Raw genomic sequence first — 23,720 nt, 5'->3', positions numbered from 1 at the left:
CATTCCCCTGAATGAACGCGGCCACCTGTGGGAGCGAGCCTGCTCGCGAAAGCGTCAGTGGGAACAGCCAGTCTCTGACTGATTCACAGACAAAAAAAACCCCGATCAAGCCGTGACAGGATCGGAGCTGAGGAGGGTACTGTCGAGGAGCTGCCAGGCGAGGGTGACCAAACCTTCGTGAAGCGAGCTGAGGCCAGTGTGCCTAGTCGACATTCTCGCCGGTTAGCCGAAAACGACCTGTTCATAGTCGTCCCGGCCACTGCGACAAAACGCCCTTGCCGCCTCCGGTCGCGGCCACCAGAATCGAGCCAGACCTACGATGCCACAGAAGGATTTGCGTGATGATGTACGCCGATTTGATTGATCAGGAAGACCTGTTGGGCCAGCTCAAGGCGCTGGGCATCCAGGTGCCGAGCGGCACCACCGCCGAACAGGCCTGCGAGTGTGCGGTGCGCGGGCTGGACAACGTGCGCGCCTTTGAACTGCGCAAGATGGTCAAGGACATGTACACCAGCGGCGCGAGTATTCAACCGGCGGTGCGCCAGGCGATCGACAAACAGTTGCTGCCGGCCCTCTCGGATTACCAACAATCCCACAGCGCCTGACAGGCCGCCATCGCTGGCAAGCCAGCTCCCACAGTGATCCGGGCGACACAAAATTTGTGTACTGCACAGACCCTGTGGGAGCTGGCTTGCCAGCGATGAAGCTGACTCGGTCTACAGCCTTACGCTGGCAAACGTCGATTCATTGCGCGCCTGGCTCAGCGCCGACATCGGTCCCGACAGCGGCGACATCACAATCGCCTGCGGCAGCGGCAGCATCGCCACTTGCTGGGTGGTGTTGGAGCCTACGCGTTCGTCACGCGGCGGAATGCCGAAGTACTCGCGGTAGCACTTGGAGAAGTGCGGCGTGGAGACGAAACCGCACACCGATGCCACTTCGATGATCGACATCGGCGTCTGCTTGAGCAGCTGCCGAGCGCGGATCAGTCGCAGCTTCAGGTAATAGCGCGAGGGTGAGCAGTGCAGGTATTTCTGGAACAGCCGCTCCAGCTGCCGACGCGACACCGCGACATACACCGCCAGTTCATCCAGATCGATCGGCTCCTCAAGATTGGCTTCCATCAGCGCGACGATTTCCTGCAGTTTCGGCTGGTTGGTGCCGAGCATGTGCTTGAGCGGCACGCGCTGGTGATCCTGCTCGTTGCGGATGCGCTCGTAGACGAACATTTCCGAGATCGCCGCCGACAGCTCGCGGCCGTGATCGCGGCTGATCAAGTGCAGCATCATGTCCAGCGGCGCGGTGCCGCCAGAACTGGTGAAACGGTTACGGTCGAGGGTGAACAGACGCGTACTCATGGCCACCCGCGGAAAGGCTTCCTGCATCGCCGCCAGACATTCCCAGTGCACGCTGCAATCGAAACCGTCGAGCAGGCCCGCGCAGGCCAATGCCCAACTGCCGGTGCACACCGCGCCGAGGCGCTTGGACTGCCGCGCCTGGCTTTGCAGCCAGGACACATGTTCACGGGTCACGGTGCGTTGAATGCCGATGCCGCCACAGACGATCACAGTGTCCAGGGGCGGGGCTTTGTGCATGGAAGCGTCTGGGGTGATTTGCAGACCGTCACTGGCCCAGACCTGGCCGCCATCGACGGTGAGGGTGCTCCAGCGATACAGCTCGCGACCGGACAACTGGTTGGCCATGCGCAGCGGTTCAACTGCGGACGCCAGAGAAATCAGCGTGAAATTGTCCAGCAGCAGAAAGCCGATGGATTGAGGCGCACGGTTCTGGGGTTGGGCCCCGGAGTTGAACGACGTCATCGCGGTATCTCCTCACACAAAGCGGGTGATGGCCTCAGGCGGAGGCTCTTGTTATTGCCAGCGTTCTCACGAGAGAAGCAGGCTTTGTTATGACAGAGCAATTGCCATGCCTGAAATTGGACGGCCATTCAATAACTCCTGAAAACGACCTGCCGACGTGTCTATTCGAGACCTGCGAACGTGGCATTTCGAAGTGCCATCAAGCGCCCACAGCGCCCTGCCCCGCCGTTTGTGAGCAGATCGGTAGCACTTGTGGGAACTGGCCTGCAGGGGTTTTGCACAGAGTGTCACCGCAAGCACAGGCGATGAACGGTCGGGTAGCGACTGATCAGTCACGACTGGCAACCACTCTTATCTGATTGCGACGCGCCAAAAGGTGGCGCGGGTGAATTGTGGTGTTCGTTTGGTGAGCAGTTTTGACTGGTCTGGCCCATTCGCGAGCAGGCTCGCTCCCACATTGGAACCTTAAGTTCACAAACTTTGTATTCACTGGAGATCTACTGTGGGAGCGAGCCTGCTCGCGAAGAATTCACCTAGGTGTTACTGACTGAATCAGCACTCAACCGCACTGACCGCCAACCCACCCCGGGAAGTCTCTTTATATTTGTCGTGCATATCCGCGCCAGTATCGCGCATGGTGCGGATCACCCGGTCCAGCGAAATAAAGTGCTGACCGTCGCCACGCAAAGCCATCTGCGCGGCGTTGATCGCCTTCACCGCCGCAATCGCATTGCGCTCAATGCACGGCACTTGCACCAGGCCGCCGACCGGGTCGCAGGTCAGGCCGAGGTTGTGCTCCAGACCAATCTCCGCCGCGTTGCACAACTGCTCCGGCGTCGCGCCGAGAATCTCCGCCAGCCCCGCCGCCGCCATGGCGCAAGCCGAACCGACTTCACCCTGGCAGCCAACTTCCGCGCCAGAGATCGAAGCATTCTTCTTGCACAGAATCCCCACCGCCGCCGCCCCGAGGAAGTAATCGACGACGTTGGCGTCGGTGACTGCCTCGCTGAACTTCATAAAGTAGTGCAACACCGCCGGGATAATCCCCGCCGCACCGTTGGTCGGCGCCGTGACCATGCGCCCACCGGCCGCGTTTTCTTCATTCACCGCGAGGGCGAACAGGTTGACCCATTCCATCGCGCTCAGCGTCGAGCCGATGACATTGGGCTTGTTAAGCTCCTGCAGGCTGCGGTGCAACTTCGCCGCGCGCCGGCGCACGTTCAAGCCACCGGGCAGAATGCCTTCGTGTTTCAAGCCTTGCTCGACGCAATCCTGCATCGCCCGCCACAGCTTCATCAGCCCGGCGCGGATTTCTTCTTCACTGCGCCAGACCTTTTCGTTGGCCATCATCAGTTCGGCAACCCGCAGGTTGTGCTTCTTGCACAGTTCGAGCAGCTCGACCGCGCTGGAGAAGTCGTAGGGCAACTCGGTACGGTCGAGATCGACCACACCGCTGCTGGCCTGCGCCTCGTCAACGACAAAACCGCCACCGACCGAATAGTAGGTGTCGCGATGCAATTCACCGCGATCACCCTCGGCAACGAGAGTCATGGCATTGGGATGGAACGGCAGGTTTTCATCGATCAGGCGCATGTCGCGCGCCCAGACAAACGGCACCGCCAGGCGGCCGTCCAGTAAAAGCGTGTGGGTTTCACGCAGCGCCTGAATGCGCGGGCCGATCTGCGACGGGTCAATGGCGTCCGGCCACTCACCCATCAAGCCCATGATCACCGCGTTATCGCTGCCGTGACCGACGCCGGTGGCCGACAGCGAACCGAACAGTTGCACCTCGATCCGGCGCACCTGCTCCAGCTGATGCTTGTCGCGCAACGCCTCGACGAACAATGCCGCGGCGCGCATCGGCCCCACGGTGTGCGAACTGGAAGGGCCGATGCCGATTTTGAACAGGTCGAAAACGCTGATAGCCATTGCTGCAGAGCTCCTGAGAATACCGGGCCGGGCGGCAAAAGCGCCCGCTGGCGGAGCTGCTACGCTCAAGCTGCGATCCGCCGAATGCCGGCATCATCGGGCTTTTGTCGGCGCGCACGGCGTCTGACACCGACGCACTCATGTCCAGCAGCGCCGTTACGTTTTCGCCCCGCAAATACGCCGTTTTTATGCAGATCAGAAGGTCATCGAGGGCGGAAAAAAGCTGTAAGCGACGTCACCGACACTGGAAGCGACCATCCCTGTACTGGATACGACCCTCCCTGTAGGCGTCAGATTTTCACTGGTACATGATCGGGATGACTCGATTGCCAGGCGCTGCGGTAGAGCTGTCTTCAGAACGCCACCCAACCGCAACCCATAAGTGCGGTGGTCCACAGTCGGAACACTGCCAAAAAAAACACCAAGGAGTCCATCCATGAAAGGTTCCCCGTCGTTGTTGTTGGCCGCCATGCTGAGTCTGCCGTTACTGGCGCAAGCCGCAGAACCGGCGCAATGCAGCCTCGTTAACTTCTCCGATGTCGGCTGGACCGACATCACCGCCACCACCGCCACCACCTCCGTGGTCCTCAACGCCCTCGGCTACAAGACCAAAACCACCATGATCTCCGTACCCGTGACCTACAAGTCGCTGGCCGACGGCAAGAACATGGACGTGTTCCTCGGCAACTGGATGCCGACCATGGAAAACGACATCAAGCCGTATCGCGATGCCGGCACCGTGGACACCGTGCGCACCAACCTCAAGGGCGCCAAGTACACCCTCGCCGTACCGCAAGCCCTGTATGACAAAGGCCTGCACGATTTCGCCGACATCGCCAAATTCAAGAAAGAGCTCGACGGCAAGATCTACGGCATCGAGCCGGGCAACGACGGCAACCGGCTGATTCAAAGCATGATCGACAAGGACGCCTTCGGTTTGAAAACCGCCGGTTTCAAAATGGTCGAATCATCGGAAGCCGGCATGCTCTCGCAGGTTGACCGTGCGCAGAAGCGCGACACCGCCGTGGTCTTCCTCGGCTGGGCGCCGCACCCGATGAACAAGCGCTTTAAAATTCAATACCTGACCGGCGGCGACGACTACTTCGGCCCAGACTTCGGTGCCGCTACTGTGGCCACCAACACCCGCAAGGGTTACGCCGAAGAATGCAGCAACGTCGGTCAGTTGCTGAAGAACCTGGAGTTCACCGTCGACATGGAAAGTGAACTGATGGGCAACATCCTCGACGACAAGATGAAACCTGACGCGGCCGCCAAGGCCTGGCTGAAAAAGAATCCACAGGTGCTCGATACCTGGCTCGCTGGCGTGACCACCATTGACGGAAAACCAGGCCTGGAGGCCGTGAAAGCCAAGCTCGCGCCTTGATCCGAGGGGCATCGCTTATGCCGGGCAGGCGTGCCTGCCCGGGCTGTTAATTTCCTTGCATGCGGACGTTCACTACCATGCTCATTGATCAGAAAATACCTTTAGGCCAGTACATCGCGGGCTTCGTCGAATGGTTGACGCAACACGGCGCCAACACCTTCGACGCAATCGCCGTGACCCTGGAAACGATGATCCACGGCGTGACGTTTGCGCTGACCTGGTTCAACCCACTGGTCTTGATTGGCTTGATCGCAATCATCGCCCATCTGATTCAACGCAAGTGGGGCCTGACCGCGTTTGTGATCGCCTCGTTTCTGCTGATCCTCAATCTGGGGTACTGGCAGGAAACCATGGAAACCCTCGCCCAGGTGCTGTTCGCCACCCTGGTCTGCGTGTTGATCGGCGTGCCGCTGGGCATCGTCGCCGCGCACAAACCGATGTTCTACACCATGATGCGGCCGGTGCTCGATCTGATGCAGACCGTACCGACCTTCGTTTACCTCATTCCTACCCTGACCCTCTTCGGGCTGGGTGTGGTGCCAGGCCTGATCTCGACGGTGGTCTTCGCCATCGCCGCGCCGATCCGCCTGACCTACCTGGGCATCCGCGATGTCCCGCAAGAACTGATGGACGCCGGCAAGGCCTTCGGCTGCTCGCGTCGCCAACTACTCTCACGGATCGAACTGCCCCACGCCATGCCGAGCATCGCCGCCGGTATCACCCAGTGCATCATGCTGTCGCTGTCGATGGTGGTGATCGCGGCACTGGTCGGCGCCGACGGACTCGGCAAACCGGTGGTCAACGCACTGAACACTGCTGATATCGCGCTGGGCTTCGAAGCAGGCCTGGCGATCGTACTGCTGGCGATCATGCTCGACCGTATCTGCAAACAACCCGACGCCAAAGCAGGGGGTGACGCATGAGCATTATTCGCTTCGAAGACGTCGACGTAATCTTCTCCAAGGACCCGCGCGAGGCACTCAAGCTGCTCGACCAGGGCATGACCCGCAACGAGATCCTGAAAAAGACCGGGCAGATCGTCGGCGTCGAAAAAGCCACGCTGGACATCAACAAGGGCGAGATCTGCGTGCTGATGGGCCTGTCCGGTTCGGGCAAGTCGAGCCTGCTGCGGTGCATCAACGGCCTCAACACCGTGAGCCGCGGCAAGCTGTTCGTCGAACATGAAAACCGCCAGATCGACATCGCTTCCTGCACGCCCGCCGAGCTGAAGATGATGCGCACCAAACGCATCGCCATGGTCTTCCAGAAATTCGCCCTGATGCCGTGGCTGACGGTACGCGAAAACATCAGCTTCGGTCTGGAAATGCAGGGTCGACCGGAGAAGGAACGCAAGAAACTGGTCGATGAAAAACTCGAACTGGTCGGCCTGACGCAATGGCGCAACAAGAAGCCGGACGAGCTCTCCGGCGGCATGCAGCAGCGCGTCGGCCTCGCCCGCGCGCTAGCCATGGACGCCGACATTCTGCTGATGGACGAACCGTTCTCGGCCCTCGACCCACTGATCCGTCAGGGTCTGCAGGACGAATTGCTGGAACTGCAACGCAAGCTGAGCAAGACCATCGTGTTCGTCAGCCACGACCTCGACGAGGCACTCAAATTGGGTAGCCGTATCGCGATCATGAAAGACGGCCGGATCATTCAGTACAGCGTGCCGGAAGAAATCGTCCTCAATCCGGCGGACGACTATGTGCGCACCTTCGTCGCGCATACCAACCCGCTCAACGTGCTCTGCGGGCGCAGCCTGATGCGCACGCTGGACAAGTGCAAACGCATCAACGGCTCGGTATGCCTCGATCCGGGCGGCGACTCATGGCTGGACCTGGCCGAAGGCAACACCATCAAAGGCGCGCGGCAGAACGGCTCGGTGCTGAACCTGCAAAACTGGGCCCCGGGGCAAGCGGTGGAAGGCCTCGAGCGCAAGCCAACGCTGGTGGACTCGAACATCGGCATGCGCGACGCGCTGCAGATTCGTTACCAGACCGGCAACAAGCTGGTGCTGCACGATGACAATCATGTGGTGGGGATTCTGGGCGACAGCGAGTTGTATCACGCGTTGTTGGGCAAGAATCTGGGTTAGCCGCAGGTGGGATAAAAAAAGGGATCGCGGTGAGCGATCCCTTTTTGTTGGGTCAGGAAAAAGCCCCTCACCCTGGCCCTCTCCCAAAGGGAGAGGGGACCGACCGGGGGATGCTGCAGATCTACACCGACCTGATCTTGCTTCACCGAATCCATAATCGACTCGATCTTTCAGGTCGATGTACAACGCCAGACACTTCGGTCAGCTCCCTCTCCCTCCGGGAGAGGGTTGGGGCGAGGGCAAGCTTTTGACTTTAGCTGTACACCCGCCCAAGCAACTGCCGATGACTCTCAAACTGATCCAGCACATCCCGGGTAATCTGCTCCGGCGTAAAGCCCATCAAGTCATAATCCTGGCTGCCGTTGTGCAGATACACCTCAGCCCGGTAATAACGCTGACGCGCCTCATCCGATTGCGCCGACTCAGTCGGAGTCGCCAGATAACCCTCCAGGCTGACCTCGTAAACGAAAGGGTTGCCCTCTTCCATCTCGACGCGCACGCCCATGCAACGCTTGGCTTTACCCAATAGCGTCTGCACTTCAATGCCCTGATTGCGCAATTGCGCCGCTGCATCTTCCAGCGCCGGTGTCACACGCTTGTCCATGAAACGCTGAACCACCGATTGGCTCGGTTGCAGATCCAGTTGGGTCAGACGCTCGCTGAAACCGCGACGCCCACGCTCAGCCAGTTGCGCCTGTTCCTGCTCGATCTGCACGTCCTGACGCATCGCCTTGTGCAGGCCGAACATGAAGCACACCAGCACCACCGAAAACGGCAGGCCGGCCAGCACCACCATGGTTTGCATGGCTTCGAAGTTGCCCGCAAACAGCAGGCCGATGGTCACCAGCGTAATCACTACCGACCAGAAAATCCGCAGCCAGTGCGGCGCATCTTCGTCGACGTTGCCGCCCTTGCAGGAAAGATTCGCCATCATCACCGCGCCGGAGTCGGCCGGGGTCAGGAACAGCACGAAGCCGACGAAGATCGATACACCGATGACGACTTTCGACGCCGGGTAATGCTCAAGCAATTGATAGATCGCCATCGACGGCTGTTCCAGCGCCGTCTTGCCCAGCTCCACCGCGCCGTGGTTCATCACCAGATCCAGAGCCGAGTTACCGAAGATCGACAGCCACGCCAGGGTGAAGCCCAGCGGAATCAGCAGCACGCCGGCGACCAGTTCACGCACGGTGCGACCACGGGAAATCCGCGCGATGAACATGCCCACGAATGGCGCCCAGGAAATCCACCAGGCCCAGTAGAACAGTGTCCACAGACCCAGCCAGCGATCGGACTTGGCGTTGTCGCCTTCATAGACGTACAGGTCGAACGTCTTCAGCACCACGCCGTTCAGGTAATCACCGATGTTCTGCACGAAGCCGTTGAGCAGGTGCAGCGTCGGGCCGAACAGCAGCACGAAAATCAGCAGGCCGCTGAACAACACAATGTTCAGGTTGGACAGACGCCGGATGCCGTTTTCCACACCGGACACGGCGGCGATGGTTGCCACGGTGCTCATGACGATGATCACGATCAGCAGGTTGGTGTTGCTGTGTTCCATGCCGAACAGGTTTTCCAGCCCTGACGACACTTGCAGCGAACCGATGCCCAGGTTGGTCACCAGACCCAGCAGGGTCACGAACATGCCGAAGCCGTCCACCGCGTGCCCGGCCGCGCCTTTGACCCAACGCTCGCCGACCAGCGGATACAGCGCCGAACGCAGCGCCAACGGCTGGTTATGCCGATAGGCAAAGTAAGCAACAGCGAGGCCGACCAGTGCGTAGATCGCCCAGCCATGCAGGCCCCAATGCAGGAAGGTCAGCTGCACCGCCTGACGCGCCGCCAGATTGCTGGCCGACGTGCCTTCCGGCGGATTGAAGTAGTGATCCAGCGGTTCGGACGCACCGAAGTACAACAGCGAAATGCCGATACCCGACGAGAACAGCATCCCCGCCCAGGCGCCGTAACTGAAATCCGGGGTGTCGTCCTTGCTGCCCAGTTTGAGTTTGCCGTACGAGGAAAACGCCAGACCGACCACGAACACCAGATAGGCGGCGATCACCACCATGTAGTACCAGCCGAAGCTGCGCGACAACCAGGCCTGAGCGATACCCAACAATCTGCCGGCCTCTTGCGGGGCGATGATCAGAATGGCGGTCAACAACAGAATCAACGCGGTCGAGGTGTAGAACACCCAACCGTTGACCGTCACCTTCTCGGGCGGGGTCTTTATTAGCGAGGCAGAACTCATGGCACAAATGCTCCAGGCAGTGCGAGAGAAGAACACAAGGCATCACGGAACCCGACCAATCGGTTAGTTGGCAGCCGACCGGCGGGTGATATAAAGACACTCCGAAAAAAGCCCGAACCTGCCGAAATGGCGCGCCGATCGCTTTCGTGGGACAGGTGTGCGGACGTTCATCCGAAACCTGGCCCCGAGCGTCTTGCCCTTTCAACACGTCCATCGAATCGCGCACCGCGCCATGCCCCACGCAGGTTTCGAGCCGTTTCAGGTGTCGGTTTTTATCGTCATTACACGTAGGAAAAAGCTGTAGGCAGCGACGAATTGTCGCAGATCTTATTCTTTGTTGATTGAACGTTCAATCAAAACAAAATAGACTGGCCCTCAATCCGATCGGCGTCATTCGCCCCTCGGAAGGCCTAAGGAGATGTGCAAGATGCCCAAGGTCGGTATGCAACCCATCCGCCGTCAACAACTGATCGAAGCCACGTTGCAAGCGGTCGATCAGGTCGGAATGGGGGACGCCAGCATTGCGCTGATCGCCCGTTTGGCCGGTGTCTCGAATGGCATCATCAGTCATTATTTTCAGGACAAGAACGGCCTGATCGCCGCCACGATGCGGTACCTGATGAGCGTCCTCAGCGAGAACGTCACCGCGCGCCGTCAGGCGCTGACAGATGACAGCCCACGGGCGCATCTGCAGGTGATCATCGAAGGCAACTTCGACGCCAGCCAGGTCAATGGCCCGGCAATGAAAACCTGGCTGGCCTTCTGGGCCACCAGCATGCACCAGCCGTCTTTGCACAGGTTGCAGCGGATCAACGATCACCGTCTGTATTCCAACCTGTGCTGCGAGTTCCGCCGGGTGTTGCCGCTCGAAGAAGCGCGCAATGCCGCGCGAGGCCTTGCAGCGTTGATTGACGGCTTGTGGTTGCGCGGCGCGCTGTCGGGAGATGCTTTCGACACGGCGCAGGCGCAACGGATCGCTTACGAATACATGGATTTCCAATTGGCCAAGCAGGCAGGTCAGAGCACACAGAAACCGCTCGACGCCTGAACCCCACCGTAGCGTCATCGCGGTGGTCAAGGCCAACAACCAATGCACTTGCGAGGACACTATGGCCCGTTTCGAACTGCAAAAACTCTACATCGATGGCGCGTACACCGACGCTGGCAGCGATGCCACCTTCGAAGCCATCAACCCGGCGAACGGTGAAGTCCTCGCCCAAGTGCAACGCGCCACCAAGGAAGACGTCGAACGCGCTGTGGTCAGCGCCGAAAAGGGCCAGAAAATCTGGGCTGCAATGACCGCCATGGAGCGTTCGCGCATCCTGCGTCGCGCCGTCGACATCCTGCGCGAGCGCAACGATGAACTGGCCGCGCTGGAAACCCTCGACACCGGTAAATCCTTCTCCGAAACCAAGTACGTCGACATCGTCACCGGTGCCGACGTGCTGGAATACTACGCAGGCCTGGTGCCCGCCATCGAAGGCGAGCAGATCCCGCTGCGTGATACCTCTTTCGTCTACACCCGTCGCGAGCCGCTGGGCGTGGTCGCCGGTATCGGCGCGTGGAACTACCCGATCCAGATCGCCTTGTGGAAATCCGCGCCAGCCCTGGCGGCCGGTAACGCGATGATCTTCAAGCCAAGCGAAGTGACCTCGCTGACCACCCTGAAACTGGCCGAGATCTACACCGAAGCCGGCGTGCCAAACGGCGTGTTCAACGTCCTGACCGGCAGTGGCCGTGAAGTCGGCACCTGGCTGACCGAGCACCCGCGCATCGAGAAAATCTCCTTCACCGGCGGCACCGACACCGGCAAGAAGGTCATGGCCAGCGCTTCGGCCTCGTCGCTCAAAGACGTGACCATGGAACTGGGCGGCAAGTCGCCGCTGATCATCTGCGACGACGCTGACCTGAATCGCGCCGCCGACACCGCGATGATGGCCAACTTCTACAGCTCCGGTCAGGTTTGCACCAACGGCACCCGTGTGTTCGTACCGGCGCACCTGAAAGCCGCGTTCGAAGCCAAGATCGTTGAGCGCGTTGCCCGTATCCGCGTCGGCAACCCGGAAGACGAAAACACCAATTTCGGTCCGCTGGTCAGCTTCGCCCACATGGAAAGCGTGCTGGCCTACATCGAGAAAGGTAAGGAACAAGGCGCACGCGTTCTGTGCGGCGGCGGTCGTCTGACCGACGGCGAATTCGCCAAAGGCGCGTTCGTGGCACCGACCGTGTTCACCGACTGCACCGACGACATGACCATCGTTCGCGAAGAAATCTTCGGCCCGGTCATGGCGATCCTCACCTACGAAACCGAAGAAGAAGTGATCCGCCGCGCCAACGACACCGACTTCGGCCTCGCCGCCGGTATCGTCACCCGCGACCTGAACCGCGCCCACCGCGTAATTCATCAGCTGGAAGCCGGCATCTGCTGGATCAACGCCTGGGGCGAGTCCGACGCGAAGATGCCGGTTGGCGGTTACAAGCAGTCGGGCGTGGGTCGTGAGAACGGGATCAGCTCTCTCAATAACTTCACGCGCATCAAGTCCGTGCAAGTCGAACTGGGTGATTACGCCTCAGTGTTCTGAGGAGCCACAAGCGGCAAGTTTCAAGCTGCAAGTAAAAGCAGTTTGGGCTTGCCGCCCTCCCCGATTTCGAAGCCACCGCTCGCTGCTTTTTCTTGCAGCTTGAAGCTTGTGGCTTGTAGCTCCCGCAGGAGAATTTATGACTAAAGAATACGACTACATCATCATAGGCGCCGGCTCTGCAGGTAACACACTTGCGACCCGTCTGACTGAAGACGAAGGCGTCACCGTTCTGCTGCTCGAAGCCGGTGGCCCCGACTACCGCCTCGACTTCCGCACGCAAATGCCGGCCGCGCTGGCGTTCCCGCTGCAGGGCCGTCGCTACAACTGGGCCTACGAAACCGATCCAGAGCCACACATGGACGGTCGCCGCATGGAGTGCGGTCGCGGCAAGGGCCTCGGTGGTTCCTCGCTGATCAACGGCATGTGCTACATCCGCGGCAACGCCATGGACTATGACGGCTGGGCGAAACTGCCGGGCCTGGAAGACTGGTCGTACCTTGATTGCCTGCCGTACTTTCGCAAAGCCGAAACCCGTGACATCGGCCCGAACGATTACCACGGTGGCGACGGTCCGGTCAGCGTGACCACGCCGAAAGCCGGCAACAACCCACTGTTTCACGCCATGGTCGAAGCGGGCGTGCAGGCCGGTTATCCGCGCACCGAAGACTTGAACGGTTACCAGCAGGAAGGCTTCGGCCCGATGGACCGCACCGTGACGCCGAACGGCCGCCGTGCTTCCACCGCCCGTGGCTACCTCGACGTCGCCAAAAAGCGCTCGACCCTGACCATCGTCACCCACGCCCTGACCGACAAAATTCTGTTTGAAGGCAAGCGTGCAGTCGGCGTGCGTTACCTGATCGGCGACGCTGAAGAGCGCGTGGAAGCCAAGGCGCGCAAGGAAGTCCTGCTGTGCTCCGGCGCCATCGCTTCGCCGCAGATTCTGCAGCGCTCCGGCGTCGGCCCGGCGAAATTGCTGGAAAGCCTCGACATTCCAGTGGTTCACGACCTGCCAGGCGTTGGTGAAAACCTCCAGGATCACCTTGAGCTGTACCTGCAATACGCCTGCACTCAACCAGTCTCGCTGTACCCGTCGCTGCTCTGGTACAACCAGCCGGCCATCGGTGCCGAGTGGCTGTTCAACGGTACCGGCATCGGCGCCAGCAACCAGTTCGAGGCCGGCGGTTTCATCCGTTCGCGTCCGGAATTCGAATGGCCGAACATCCAGTACCACTTCCTGCCGGTGGCGATTAACTACAACGGCAGCAATGGTGTGAAAGAGCACGGTTTCCAGGCGCACATGGGTTCCATGCGTTCGCCGAGCCGTGGCCGCATTCAGGTCAAATCCAAGGACCCGCGGCAGCACCCGAGCATCCTGTTCAACTACATGGCCACCGAGCAGGACTGGCAGGAATTTCGCGATGGCATCCGCCTGACCCGGGAAATCATGCAGCAGCCGGCGCTCGACGCGTTCCGTGGCCGGGAGATCAGCCCAGGGATCGACGTGCAAACCGATGAACAACTGGACAAGTTCATTCGCGAGCACGCCGAAACCGCGTTTCACCCGTCCTGCTCGTGCAAGATGGGCACCGACGAGATGGCCGTGGTCGATGGCGAAGGCCGTGTGCACGGCATGCAAAGCCTGCGCGTGGTCGATGCCTCGATCATGCCGATCATCACCACCGGCAACCTCAACGCGCCGACGATCATGATGGCCGAGAAAATCGCCGACAGGATCCGCGGCCGCAAACCGCTGCCGCGCAGCAATGCCGCTTACTACGTGGCCAATGGTGCGCCGGTCAAGGGCAAGCCGATGCGCGATATCACCCCGGTTACTCAGTAAGACGTCATACCGAGGCGCGGCCTTCGCGAGCAGGCTCGCTCCCACATTGGATCTGTGTCGTTCACAAATCCTCTGTGGGAGCGAGCCTGCTCGCGAAGGGGCCCTCAATTCAGCGCAAATCTCCCCGCTGCACAGCAAAACCTCCTACACCCCCTCTTCACTTGATCCTACCCCCACGCAGGCCTACTCTAGACCTCGCGCAACCGTTTCACCCCTCCCCGCCGACGCTGTGCCGCTTGCCCCTACAAGGAGGTTTCCGAATGTTCGATTTCCACCCCCAGCTCAAGCAGCGCTTCGCTGCCTTGCGCACGGGCGCCGAGTTTTTTTCCCTGCGCTATGTCCGCGAGTCCGGGCAGTACCTGTCGGTGCGCAAGAACGTCGCCGAACCGCCGAGCCTGAGCCGCGATGAAGGGGCGATGCTGACCGTGCGCGTCAACGGCGTCGAAGCCTATGCGGCGACCAACGACCTTTCGCAGCAAGGCCTGCAAACCGCGCTCGAGCGCGCCGAGCAGCAAGCCCGCCGGCTCAAGCCGCACGCCTTGCTCGACCTGCGCGATCAGCCGTTGAGCAGCGATCGGGCTGACTACTTTTCGCCCAACCTCGAACAACCCTTTCCGTCGCTGAGCGAATGCTATGAGTTACTCGGCGCGGAATCCGCCTCGGTGCCCAAGGATGAGCGCCTGGTGAACTGGCAAGTAAGCATCGGCATTACCTACGTCGAGCAGATCTACCTGAGCAGCGCCGGTGCCGAATTGCGTCAGGCCCAGCGCTTCGTCTACCCGAGCCTCGACGTCACCGCCTACGACGGCAACGACAGCCAGACCCGCAGCCTCGGCCGCGAGAACTTCGGCCAGCAGGGCGGCGCCGATGTGATCAGTCGTTGCGGCCTGGTCGGCGCCGGCCCGCAAGTCGCCGATCAGGCGCTGCAATTGCTGCTCGCACCGAACACCCCGCAAGGCCCGCGCGACCTGTTGTTGATGCCTGATCAGATGATGCTGCAAATCCACGAATCGATTGGTCACCCGCTGGAACTCGACCGGATCCTCGGTGACGAGCGCAATTACGCTGGCACCAGTTTCGTCAAGACCAGCGACTTCGGCAGCCTGCAATACGGCTCGAAGCTGCTCAACGTGACCTTCGATCCGGACATTCCCGAAGAACTCGCCAGCTACGGGCACGACGACGACGGCAGTCAGGCAAGCAAACAATTCCTGATCCGCGACGGCCTGTTGCTGCGCCCGTTGGGCGGGGCGCTGTCGCAATACCGCGCCGGTCTCGACGGCGTCGCCAACAGCCGCGCCTGCAGCTGGAACCGCGCGCCGATCGACCGCATGGCCAACCTCAATATCGAACCGGGCGACCAGCCGCTGAGCCAGCTCATCGAAGGCATCGAGCACGGCATTCTGATGAGCACCAACCGCTCGTGGTCGATCGATGATGCGCGCAACAAATTCCAGTTTGGCTGCGAATGGGGCCAGTTGGTCGAGAACGGTGAACTTAAAGGCGTGGTGAAAAATCCCAACTACCGGGCGATTTCCGCGCACTTCTGGAAAAGCCTGCGCGCCGTGGGCAACGCCGACACCGTCAAGGTGCTCGGTACGCCGAACTGCGGCAAGGGCGAACCGAACCAGGTGATCCGCGTCGGCCACGCTTCGCCGGCTTGCGTGTTCAGCAACATTGATGTGTTTGGGGGAGACGCCTGATGAGCACTTCGAAGAATCCGTCCGACGCCTTCAAGGTCATGGTCGATTGGCTGCGCGACAGCGTGCGCGAGCCGGAACAGTTCACCCTCAGCTACGCCGCCGAAGCCTCGGCGTTCGTGCGCTTCAATCACGCCAAGGTGCGTCAGGCCGGGCAAGTGCAACAGGCCAACATCGTCCTGAAGCTGATCAATGACGGTCGCCACGCCGACTTGCAAGTGACTCTGTCAGGTGACCAGGAAGGCGACCTGCGCAGGCTCGGCGAAGGTTTGCAACAACTGCGCGAAACCCTGCCGCTGCTGCCGCAGGACCCGTACCTGCTGCTCAACCACAACGGCTGGCAGAGCACGAATGTGCAGGACCATCCCTTGCCGGATACCGAACAGGTTGTCGATGAAATCTGCGCCGCTGCTGAAGGTCTGGATCTCGTCGGTTTTTACGCCGCCGGGCCGATAAGCCGTGGCTTCGCCAGTTCGTCGGGGGCGTTCGGCTGGCATCAGGCGAACAGCTTCAATTTCGATTTCAGCCTGTTCCATGACAACGGCGAAGCGGTGAAGGCCAGCTACGCCGGGCACGACTGGAGCAGCGAAGGTTTCGCCAGACGCTTCGCTCAGGCGCGCGAGCAGCTTGAATTTCTCGGTCGACCGTTACGCACGTTGGCACCGGGGCAATACCGCGCCTATCTGGCACCGGCGGCGCTGGAAGAAATCATGGGCATGCTCAGTTGGGGCGGGTTTTCGGCACAGTCGATTGCCAGTAAAAGCAGCCCGTTGCAGAAGTTGTATGTCGGCGATCAGGCGTTCAGCCCGCTGGTGTCGCTGGAGGAAAAAGTCAGCACCTCGCTGAGCCCGGCGTTTTCCGGTGAAGGTTATCCGCGTAGCGACTTGCGCCTGATTGTCGAGGGCAAGGCTGGCGATCAACTGGTCGGCTCGCGCAGTGCCGCCGAATATGGCCTGGCGGCGAACGGCGCAGGCGGCGGTGAAATGCCCAGTGCGTTGAACATGGCCGCCGGTGACTTGTCGCAGGAACAGATCCTCCAGCAGTTGGGCACCGGGCTGTACATCAGCAACCTGTGGTACCTGAACTACTCGGATCAACCGGCCGCACGCATGACCGGCATGACCCGTTTTGCGACGTTCTGGGTCGAGAACGGCGAGATCCAGGCGCCGGTCAGCACCATGCGTTTCGACGACAGCGCCTACAACCTGCTCGGTTCGCAGCTGGAAGCGTTGACCGCCGAGCGGGAGTTGCTGCTGTCGGCAAGCACCTATAGCCAGCGCAACACCTCGTCATCGCTGTTGCCGGGGGCATTGGTCAGCCGACTGACCCTGACCCTGTAACACCGCAACACCTGTGGGAGCGAGCCTGCTCGCGAAGAGGCCAGATCAGGCAGCATTGACGTCGACTGTGCTGACGCTTTCGCGAGCAGGCTCGCTCCCACACTGACCGCGCTCGACTTTAAATATGCACTGACCACACGAGGTTCCATGCCCAACCGCCCGCCTCTCGACGCCATCACCGCCCGCTGGTTGCCGTGGGTCGTCGCCATTGCGTTTTTCATGCAGTCCCTCGACGGGACCATCCTCAACACCGCCCTGCCAGCGATGGCCCGCGATCTGGCCGAAGACCCGTTGCGCATGCAGGGCGTGATCATTGCCTACATGCTCACCGTGGCCTTGCTGATCCCTGCCTCGGGGTGGATTGCCGACCGTTTCGGCACGAAGAAAATCTTCTTCGGCGCGATCCTGCTGTTCAGCTTCGGCTCGCTGCTTTGCGCCTTGTCCAGCAGCCTGAGCATGCTGATCGGCGCGCGGGTGATTCAAGGCCTCGGCGGTGCGCTGATGCTGCCGGTCGGGCGACTGGTGGTGCTGCGCGCGTACCCGCGTTCGGAACTGGTGCGGATCATGGGTTTCATCACCATTCCCGGCCTGCTCGGCCCGTTGATCGGCCCGACCATGGGCGGCTGGATGGTTGAATACGTGACGTGGCACTGGATCTTCCTGATCAATCTGCCGGTCGGGGTGATCGGTTGTTATGCGGTGTGGAAATTCATTCCCGACCTGCGCGGCACGGAGCGCACGCGCTTCGATAGCTTGGGTTTCCTGCTGTTTGGGGCGGCGATGATCCTGATCACCATCGCCATGGAAGGTCTCGGCGAATTGCACTTGCCGCACCTGCGGGTGATGTTGCTGCTGTTCGCCGGCATGGCCTGTCTGGCGGCGTACTGGTTGCGCGCCGGGCACATCGACAATCCCTTGTTCGCACCGTCGTTGTTCAAGACCCGCACCTTTGCCGTCGGCATTCTCGGCAATCTGTTCGCGCGCCTGGGCAGCGGCGCCCTGCCGTTTCTGGTGCCGTTGTTGCTGCAAGTGGCGCTGGGTTATTCACCCTCGCAAGCGGGGATGAGCATGCTGCCGCTGGCGGCGGCGGCGATGGTCGCCAAATGGGTAGCGCGGCCGCTGATCGAACGCCTCGGTTATCGCATCGTGCTGACCGGCAACACCCTGGCGCTGGGGATCATGCTGGCGAGCATGGCACTGGTCAGCGAGCAGACGCCGTACTGGCTGCTGCTGTGCCTGCTGGCGGTGCTCGGCGCGATCAACTCGTTGCAGTTCACGGCGATGAACACGGTGACGCTGATCGACCTCGATGACGCCAGCGCCAGCAGCGGCAACAGCCTGTTGTCGGTGGTCGCGCAGTTGTCGCTGAGCCTGGGCGTGGCCTGCGCCGGTGCGCTACTCGGCGGATTTACCGCGCAGATCGGCAACGATGGCGTGGACACCGTGCTCGGCGCGTTCCAGCTGACCTTCATCACGGTTGGCATCATGGCGATGCTGGCGGCGACGATTTTCTCGCAACTGTCCAAGGAGGACGGGCGCCGGCCCAAACGTCCGGAACAGCACATCGAACATTGATCGCTGTTCGTCCAGAACTTTCGAAGAAAGTGGCACAGGGCTGCTACACTGCGCGACATTTTGTTTTGCAGGCCCGTCCCGTGACCACCATCGCCACCGCTTTTAATACTCTGCCCCTGTCCGCCGCCATGCTGGCTAACCTCGAATCACTCGGTTATGCCCAGATGACGCCGATCCAGGCGCAGAGCTTGCCGGTGATCCTGAAGGGGATGGACCTGATCGCCCAGGCCAAGACCGGCAGCGGCAAGACCGCCGCGTTCGGCATCGGCCTGCTCAACCCGATCAACCCGCGCTACTTCGGTTGCCAGGCACTGGTGATCTGCCCGACCCGCGAGCTGGCCGACCAGGTCGCCAAGGAAGTCCGTCGTCTGGCCCGCGCCGAAGACAACATCAAGGTCCTGACCCTGTGCGGCGGCGTGTCGTTCGGCCCGCAGATCGCTTCGCTGGAGCACGGCGCGCACATCATCGTCGGCACCCCGGGGCGCATTCAGCAGCACCTGCGCAAGGGTTCGCTGGTGCTTGATGGCCTGAACACGCTGATCCTCGACGAAGCCGACCGCATGCTCGACATGGGTTTCTACGACGCCATCGAAGACATCATCGTCAAGACCCCGGAGCGTCGCCAGACCCTGCTGTTCTCGGCCACGTACCCGGTGGGCATCAAGCAACTGGCATCGAAGTTCATGCGTGATCCGCAAACGGTGAAAGCCGAAGCGTTCCACGATGACACGCAGATCGAGCAGCGCTTCTACGAGATCTCCCCGGAGGACCGCATGAGCGCGGTGACCAAAGTCCTCCACCACTTCCGCCCGGCCTCGTGCGTGGCGTTCTGCTTCACCAAGCAGCAGGTGCAGGAAACCGTCGATCACCTGACCGCCAAGGGCATTTCTGCGGTCGGCCTGCACGGCGATCTGGAGCAGCGTGATCGCGATCAGGTGCTGGCAATGTTCGCCAACCGCAGCACCTCGGTGCTGGTCGCCACCGACGTTGCCGCCCGGGGTCTGGACATCGATGCGCTGGACATGGTGATCAACGTCGAGCTGGCCCGCGATTCGGAAATCCACATTCACCGCGTTGGCCGTACCGGTCGCGCCGGCGAAAAAGGCATTGCCATCAGCCTCGTCGCACCGGGCGAAGCGCACCGCGCGCAAGCCATCGAACAACTGCAGAAATCGCCGCTGAACTGGGACCAGATCGACAACCTCAAGTCCCAGGGCCTGGCACCGCTGCAACCGCCGATGACCACTCTGTGCATCGGCGCCGGGCGCAAAGACAAAGTGCGCCCGGGCGATATTCTGGGTGCGTTGACAGGCGAAGCCGGCATTCCCGGTGCGCAGGTGGGCAAGATTGCGATTTTCGATTTCCAGGCCTACGTCGCCGTGGAACGCACCGTGGCCATGCAGGCCCTGCAGCGTCTGAACGACGGCAAGATCAAAGGCCGTTCGCTGCGCGTGCGTATTTTGTAAACGATCTTCCATTTAACGAAGATCCCCTGTGGGAGCGAGCTTGCTCGCGAATGCAATCTGTCAGTCGACATCACGTTGAATGACACACCGCTTTCGCGAGCAAGCTCGCTCCCACAGTTTGTTTTGTAGCGACCCACCATGAGGACACCGTTTTGCGCTCTACCGAAGTCGTGATCATTGGCGCTGGCGCCGCTGGGTTGATGTGTGCACTGACCGCCGCCGGGCGCGGGCGTCAGGTGTTGCTGCTCGATCACGTGAACAAGGCCGGCAAGAAAATCCTCATGTCGGGCGGTGGCCGCTGTAACTTCACCAATATGTACACCGAGCCAGGCAATTTCCTTTCGCAAAACCCGCATTTCTGCAAATCCGCACTGGCGCGTTACACCCAGTGGGATTTCATCGGCATGGTCGGCAAGCACGGCGTGCCGTACCACGAGAAAAAACTCGGTCAGCTGTTCTGCGATAACAAATCCAGCGACATCCTCGAAATGCTCCTCGACGAGTGCGATCAGGCTGGCGTCGAGTTGCACCTCGACACGTCGATCCAGACCATCGAGAAAGTCGACAGCGGTTACCTGCTCGACACCACGCTGGGCCAGGTGCAGTGCCAGTCGCTGGTGATCGCCACCGGCGGCTTGTCGATCCCGACGCTGGGCGCCACCGGTTTCGGCTATCAGGTAGCGAAACAGTTCGGCCATGAACTGCTGCCGACCCGTGCCGGGCTGGTGCCGTTCACCATCACCGACCAGCTCAAGGAACTGTGCACCGAGCTGTCCGGCACGTCGGTGGATTGTCTGGTCAGCTGCAACGAGCAGAGCTTTCGCGAAAACATCCTGTTCACCCACCGTGGCCTCAGCGGCCCGGCGATTCTGCAGATTTCCTCATTCTGGGAATCCGGCGACACGGTGGAAATCAACCTGCTGCCGGATCACGACGCCGCGAGCTGGCTGCAGCAGCAAGTGGCCGAACGCCCGAACAGCGAGCTGAAAACTTTGCTTGGTGAGATCTTCACCAAGAAGATGGCCAATTTGCTGGCAGACAACTGGTTCGTCTCCAAACCGATGAAACAGTACACCCACGCCGAACTGGCCGAGATCGCCGACAAGCTGGGCAGCTGGAAAGTCGTGCCGGCGGGCACCGAAGGCTATCGCACAGCCGAGGTGACGCTGGGTGGCGTGGATACCCGCGAAGTCTCCTCGAAAACCATGGAATCGCTGAAAAGCCCCGGCCTGTATTTCATCGGCGAAGTGCTGGACGTCACCGGGCATCTGGGCGGGTTCAACTTTCAGTGGGCGTGGGCCTCCGGGTACGCGGCTGCGCAGTACGTCTGATCCAAAGCCAAACACAAAACCCTGTGGGAGCGAGCTTGCTCGCGAAAGCAGTCTTTCAGTCAACATTGCGGTGACTGACACATCGCATTCGCGAGCAAGCTCGCTCCCACAGTGGTTTGTGGTGTAAGTAAAAGGAACACTTTTTGCTGTCAGATGTGCTCGGCGCCATTGCGTCGGCGTCATTACTGGCTCAATTTAGCGGCATCGCCTCGGAAGGCCTTCGCACTTCATGTCCTCAACCTCGTTTCGTCAGTCTTTGCGGCGCCTGTGGGCGCTGGATAAATTCAGTTATAGCGTGCGGGTGTTCATCGCCCTGACCGGCAGCATGGCGCTGTGCTGGTATCAGGATGAAATGGGCCTGTTGATCCCGTTGTTCCTCGGCATCATCGCCAGCGCCCTGGCCGAAACCGACGACAGCTGGCAGGGCCGCCTCAATGCGCTCGCGGTGACGCTGGTGTGTTTCAGCATCGCCGCACTGTCGGTGGAATTGCTGTTTCCCTACCCGATCATTTTCGCCGTGGCTCTGGCGCTGGCCAGTTTCGGTTTGACCATGCTCGGCGCACTCGGCGAGCGTTATGGGGCGATTGCCTCGGCAACGCTGATTCTTTCCGTGTACACCATGATCGGCGTCGATCAGCGCGGCGGCGCAGTCACGGATTTCTGGCATGAGCCGATGCTGCTGGTCGCTGGTGCCGCGTGGTACGGCTTGCTCTCGGTGCTGTGGCAGGCACTGTTTTCCAATCAGCCAGTGCAGCAGAGTCTGGCGCGGTTGTTCCGTGAGCTGGGTTTTTATCTGAAGCTGAAGTCGTCGCTGTTTGAGCCGATTCGGCAGATGGACGTCGAAGCCCGGCGCCTGGAACTGGCGCAGCAGAATGGTCGTGTGGTCGCCGCGCTCAATACGGCCAAGGAAATCATCCTGCACCGGGTCGGCAACGGTCGCCCCGGCTCGAAAGTCAGCCGCTACCTGAAGCTGTACTTTCTCGCGCAGGACATCCACGAGCGCGCCAGCTCTTCGCACTACCCGTACAACGCCCTCGCCGAGGCGTTTTTTCACAGCGACGTGCTGTTTCGCTGCCAGCGTCTGCTGCGCCAGCAAGGCAAGGCCTGTCGCGCCCTGGCCGAATCGATCCAGATGCGCCAGCCCTTCGTTTATGACGCGAGCTTCGCCGAAGCCCTCGGCGATCTGCACGCCTCCCTTGAACACCTGCGCATCCAGAGCAACCCGGCATGGCGCGGGCTGCTCCGTTCGCTGCGCGCACTGGCGGCCAACCTTGGCACCCTCGACCGTCTGCTCAGTGACGCGAGCAACCCGGATGCCCTCGCTGACGCGACCGACAGCAGCCTGCTCGACCGCTCGCCGCGCAATCTCAAAGACGTGTGGATTCGCCTGCGCACACAGCTGACGCCAACCTCGTTGCTGTTCCGCCATGCGCTGCGCCTGCCGTTGGCGCTGAGTATCGGTTACGGCATGGTGCACCTGATTCACCCGTCGCAAGGTTACTGGATCATCCTCACCACGCTGTTCGTCTGCCAGCCGAACTACGGCGCGACGCGGCGCAAACTCGGTCAGCGGATCCTCGGCACAGCGATCGGCCTGACCGTGGCGTGGGCGCTGTTCGACCTCTTCCCCAACCCGCTGGTGCAGTCGTGCTTCGCCATTGCCGCCGGGGTGGTGTTCTTTACCAACCGCACCACGCGCTACACCCTGGCGACAGCGGCGATCACCATCATGGTGCTGTTCTGCTTCAATCAGGTCGGCGATGGCTACGGGCTGTTCCTGCCGCGCCTGTTCGATACCTTGCTCGGCAGCCTGATCGCCGGGCTGGCGGTGTTCCTGTTCCTGCCGGACTGGCAAGGGCGACGCCTGAATAAAGTGCTGGCCAATACGCTGACCTGCAACAGCATCTACCTGCGCCAGATCATGCAGCAATACGCCGCCGGCAAGAGCGACGACCTCGCTTATCGCCTGGCGCGCCGCAACGCGCACAACGCCGACGCGGCGCTGTCAACGACGCTGGCGAACATGCTCATGGAGCCGGGGCATTTTCGTAAGGAAGCGGACGTCGGCTTCCGCTTCCTGGTGCTCTCGCACACCTTGCTGAGTTATCTGTCAGGGCTGGGCGCGCACCGCGAGACGCAATTGCCGGCCGATGTCAGGGAGCATCTGATCGATGGCGCCGGGGTGAAGCTGGCCGCGAGTATCGACGAAATCGCCCAGGGGCTGGCGAGCAAACAGCCGATTGCGATTCAGAGCGATGAGGAAGAAGCGCTGGCCAATGAGCTGGAGCAAATGCCCGATGAAATTGATGAAGGGCAGCGGCTGGTGCAGACACAACTGGCGTTGATCTGCCGGCAACTGGGGCCGTTGCGCACGTTGGCGGCGCACCTGATCAAGGAGGTTTAG

Annotated in this window: 16 protein-coding genes; 13 read left to right on the top strand and 3 right to left on the bottom strand. The window is 61.1% G+C overall.

Going from position 1 to position 23,720, the window contains the following annotated elements; genetic code table 11:
- Window positions 1-341: 341 nt before the first annotated feature.
- Window positions 342-605, top strand: coding sequence for a hypothetical protein (locus V6F91_RS12155; RefSeq protein ID WP_016772808.1), 264 nt, complete (start codon window positions 342-344; stop codon window positions 603-605).
- A 111-nt stretch (window positions 606-716) separates the two neighbouring features.
- Here V6F91_RS12155 and V6F91_RS12150 read toward each other — a convergent pair whose 3' ends face one another.
- Both V6F91_RS12150 and V6F91_RS12145 read right to left on the bottom strand, forming a co-directional pair.
- Window positions 717-1,820 carry a GlxA family transcriptional regulator gene (locus tag V6F91_RS12150; RefSeq protein WP_007949927.1) on the bottom strand — a complete coding sequence of 368 codons (1,104 nt, stop codon included), beginning with the start codon at window positions 1,818-1,820 and terminating at the stop codon, window positions 717-719.
- Between the two features lie 552 nt (window positions 1,821-2,372).
- Entirely contained in the window at window positions 2,373-3,749 is a 1,377-nt protein-coding gene (locus tag V6F91_RS12145; RefSeq protein ID WP_332764660.1) for an L-serine ammonia-lyase, read from the bottom strand.
- A gap of 436 nt (window positions 3,750-4,185) precedes the next feature.
- Between V6F91_RS12145 and V6F91_RS12140 the strand changes: the two genes are divergently transcribed.
- From V6F91_RS12140 to choV, 3 genes are all read left to right on the top strand, one after another.
- On the top strand, window positions 4,186-5,133 hold the full coding sequence (locus V6F91_RS12140; protein ID WP_332764658.1) for a choline ABC transporter substrate-binding protein: 948 nt from the start codon (window positions 4,186-4,188) through the stop codon (window positions 5,131-5,133).
- A gap of 77 nt (window positions 5,134-5,210) precedes the next feature.
- The gene (choW, locus tag V6F91_RS12135; RefSeq protein WP_332764656.1) at window positions 5,211-6,056 is read left to right on the top strand and encodes a choline ABC transporter permease subunit; all 846 of its coding nucleotides are present in this window, start codon (window positions 5,211-5,213) and stop codon (window positions 6,054-6,056) included.
- On the top strand, window positions 6,053-7,231 hold the full coding sequence (choV, locus tag V6F91_RS12130) for a choline ABC transporter ATP-binding protein (RefSeq protein WP_034153601.1): 1,179 nt from the start codon (window positions 6,053-6,055) through the stop codon (window positions 7,229-7,231). The genes choW and choV overlap by 4 nt, the downstream gene beginning before the upstream one ends.
- A 253-nt stretch (window positions 7,232-7,484) precedes the next feature.
- Here the strand turns inward: choV and betT are convergent, their stop codons facing one another.
- A complete protein-coding gene (gene betT, locus V6F91_RS12125) occupies window positions 7,485-9,482 on the bottom strand; it encodes a choline BCCT transporter BetT (protein WP_423815327.1) in 1,998 nt (665 codons plus the stop codon).
- Between the two features lie 427 nt (window positions 9,483-9,909).
- On the opposite strand from betT, the gene betI reads away from it, so the two are divergent.
- The 9 genes from betI to yccS all read left to right on the top strand — a co-directional run bounded on the left by betI (window position 9,910) and on the right by yccS (window position 23,720).
- Window positions 9,910-10,530, top strand: coding sequence for a transcriptional regulator BetI (gene betI, locus V6F91_RS12120; protein WP_203419794.1), 621 nt, complete (start codon window positions 9,910-9,912; stop codon window positions 10,528-10,530).
- A 61-nt stretch (window positions 10,531-10,591) separates the two neighbouring features.
- Complete coding sequence (gene betB, locus V6F91_RS12115) at window positions 10,592-12,064, top strand: betaine-aldehyde dehydrogenase (RefSeq protein ID WP_332764652.1); 1,473 nt, start codon at window positions 10,592-10,594, stop codon at window positions 12,062-12,064.
- Window positions 12,065-12,200: 136 nt separating this feature from the next.
- Entirely contained in the window at window positions 12,201-13,904 is a 1,704-nt protein-coding gene (gene betA / locus V6F91_RS12110; RefSeq protein WP_332764650.1) for a choline dehydrogenase, read from the top strand.
- Between the two features lie 260 nt (window positions 13,905-14,164).
- Entirely contained in the window at window positions 14,165-15,607 is a 1,443-nt protein-coding gene (locus V6F91_RS12105; RefSeq protein WP_332764648.1) for a TldD/PmbA family protein, read from the top strand.
- A complete protein-coding gene (locus tag V6F91_RS12100) occupies window positions 15,607-16,944 on the top strand; it encodes a TldD/PmbA family protein (protein WP_332764645.1) in 1,338 nt (445 codons plus the stop codon). Before V6F91_RS12105 ends, V6F91_RS12100 begins: the two co-directional genes overlap by 1 nt.
- Before the next feature lie 147 nt (window positions 16,945-17,091).
- The gene (gene mdtD / locus V6F91_RS12095) at window positions 17,092-18,519 is read left to right on the top strand and encodes a multidrug transporter subunit MdtD (protein WP_332764643.1); all 1,428 of its coding nucleotides are present in this window, start codon (window positions 17,092-17,094) and stop codon (window positions 18,517-18,519) included.
- Window positions 18,520-18,599: 80 nt separating this feature from the next.
- Complete coding sequence (gene dbpA / locus V6F91_RS12090) at window positions 18,600-19,985, top strand: ATP-dependent RNA helicase DbpA (RefSeq protein WP_090287027.1); 1,386 nt, start codon at window positions 18,600-18,602, stop codon at window positions 19,983-19,985.
- A gap of 152 nt (window positions 19,986-20,137) precedes the next feature.
- Window positions 20,138-21,316, top strand: a complete 1,179-nt coding sequence (locus V6F91_RS12085; protein WP_332764641.1) for an NAD(P)/FAD-dependent oxidoreductase — start codon at window positions 20,138-20,140, stop codon at window positions 21,314-21,316.
- Between the two features lie 229 nt (window positions 21,317-21,545).
- Window positions 21,546-23,720, top strand: a complete 2,175-nt coding sequence (gene yccS, locus V6F91_RS12080) for a YccS family putative transporter (protein WP_332764639.1) — start codon at window positions 21,546-21,548, stop codon at window positions 23,718-23,720.

Source organism: Pseudomonas koreensis (genome assembly GCF_036668835.1).
In the GTDB taxonomy this organism is placed as follows: domain Bacteria; phylum Pseudomonadota; class Gammaproteobacteria; order Pseudomonadales; family Pseudomonadaceae; genus Aquipseudomonas; species Aquipseudomonas koreensis_I.
The sequence above is the reverse complement of the archived record's forward strand: the minus strand, read 5'-3'. Positions and strand labels throughout refer to the sequence as shown.

What these genes read in the sequence shown, in the direction of transcription:
- V6F91_RS12155 (WP_016772808.1), top strand. Translation starts at nt 342, where the DNA reads ATGATGTACGCCGATTTGATTGATCAGGAAGACCTGTTGGGCCAGCTC.
- V6F91_RS12150 (WP_007949927.1), bottom strand. Translation starts at nt 1,820, where the DNA reads ATGACGTCGTTCAACTCCGGGGCCCAACCCCAGAACCGTGCGCCTCAA.
- V6F91_RS12145 (WP_332764660.1), bottom strand. Translation starts at nt 3,749, where the DNA reads ATGGCTATCAGCGTTTTCGACCTGTTCAAAATCGGCATCGGCCCTTCC.
- V6F91_RS12140 (WP_332764658.1), top strand. Translation starts at nt 4,186, where the DNA reads ATGAAAGGTTCCCCGTCGTTGTTGTTGGCCGCCATGCTGAGTCTGCCG.
- choW (WP_332764656.1), top strand. Translation starts at nt 5,211, where the DNA reads ATGCTCATTGATCAGAAAATACCTTTAGGCCAGTACATCGCGGGCTTC.
- choV (WP_034153601.1), top strand. Translation starts at nt 6,053, where the DNA reads ATGAGCATTATTCGCTTCGAAGACGTCGACGTAATCTTCTCCAAGGAC.
- betT (WP_423815327.1), bottom strand. Translation starts at nt 9,482, where the DNA reads ATGAGTTCTGCCTCGCTAATAAAGACCCCGCCCGAGAAGGTGACGGTC.
- betI (WP_203419794.1), top strand. Translation starts at nt 9,910, where the DNA reads ATGCCCAAGGTCGGTATGCAACCCATCCGCCGTCAACAACTGATCGAA.
- betB (WP_332764652.1), top strand. Translation starts at nt 10,592, where the DNA reads ATGGCCCGTTTCGAACTGCAAAAACTCTACATCGATGGCGCGTACACC.
- betA (WP_332764650.1), top strand. Translation starts at nt 12,201, where the DNA reads ATGACTAAAGAATACGACTACATCATCATAGGCGCCGGCTCTGCAGGT.
- V6F91_RS12105 (WP_332764648.1), top strand. Translation starts at nt 14,165, where the DNA reads ATGTTCGATTTCCACCCCCAGCTCAAGCAGCGCTTCGCTGCCTTGCGC.
- V6F91_RS12100 (WP_332764645.1), top strand. Translation starts at nt 15,607, where the DNA reads ATGAGCACTTCGAAGAATCCGTCCGACGCCTTCAAGGTCATGGTCGAT.
- mdtD (WP_332764643.1), top strand. Translation starts at nt 17,092, where the DNA reads ATGCCCAACCGCCCGCCTCTCGACGCCATCACCGCCCGCTGGTTGCCG.
- yccS (WP_332764639.1), top strand. Translation starts at nt 21,546, where the DNA reads ATGTCCTCAACCTCGTTTCGTCAGTCTTTGCGGCGCCTGTGGGCGCTG.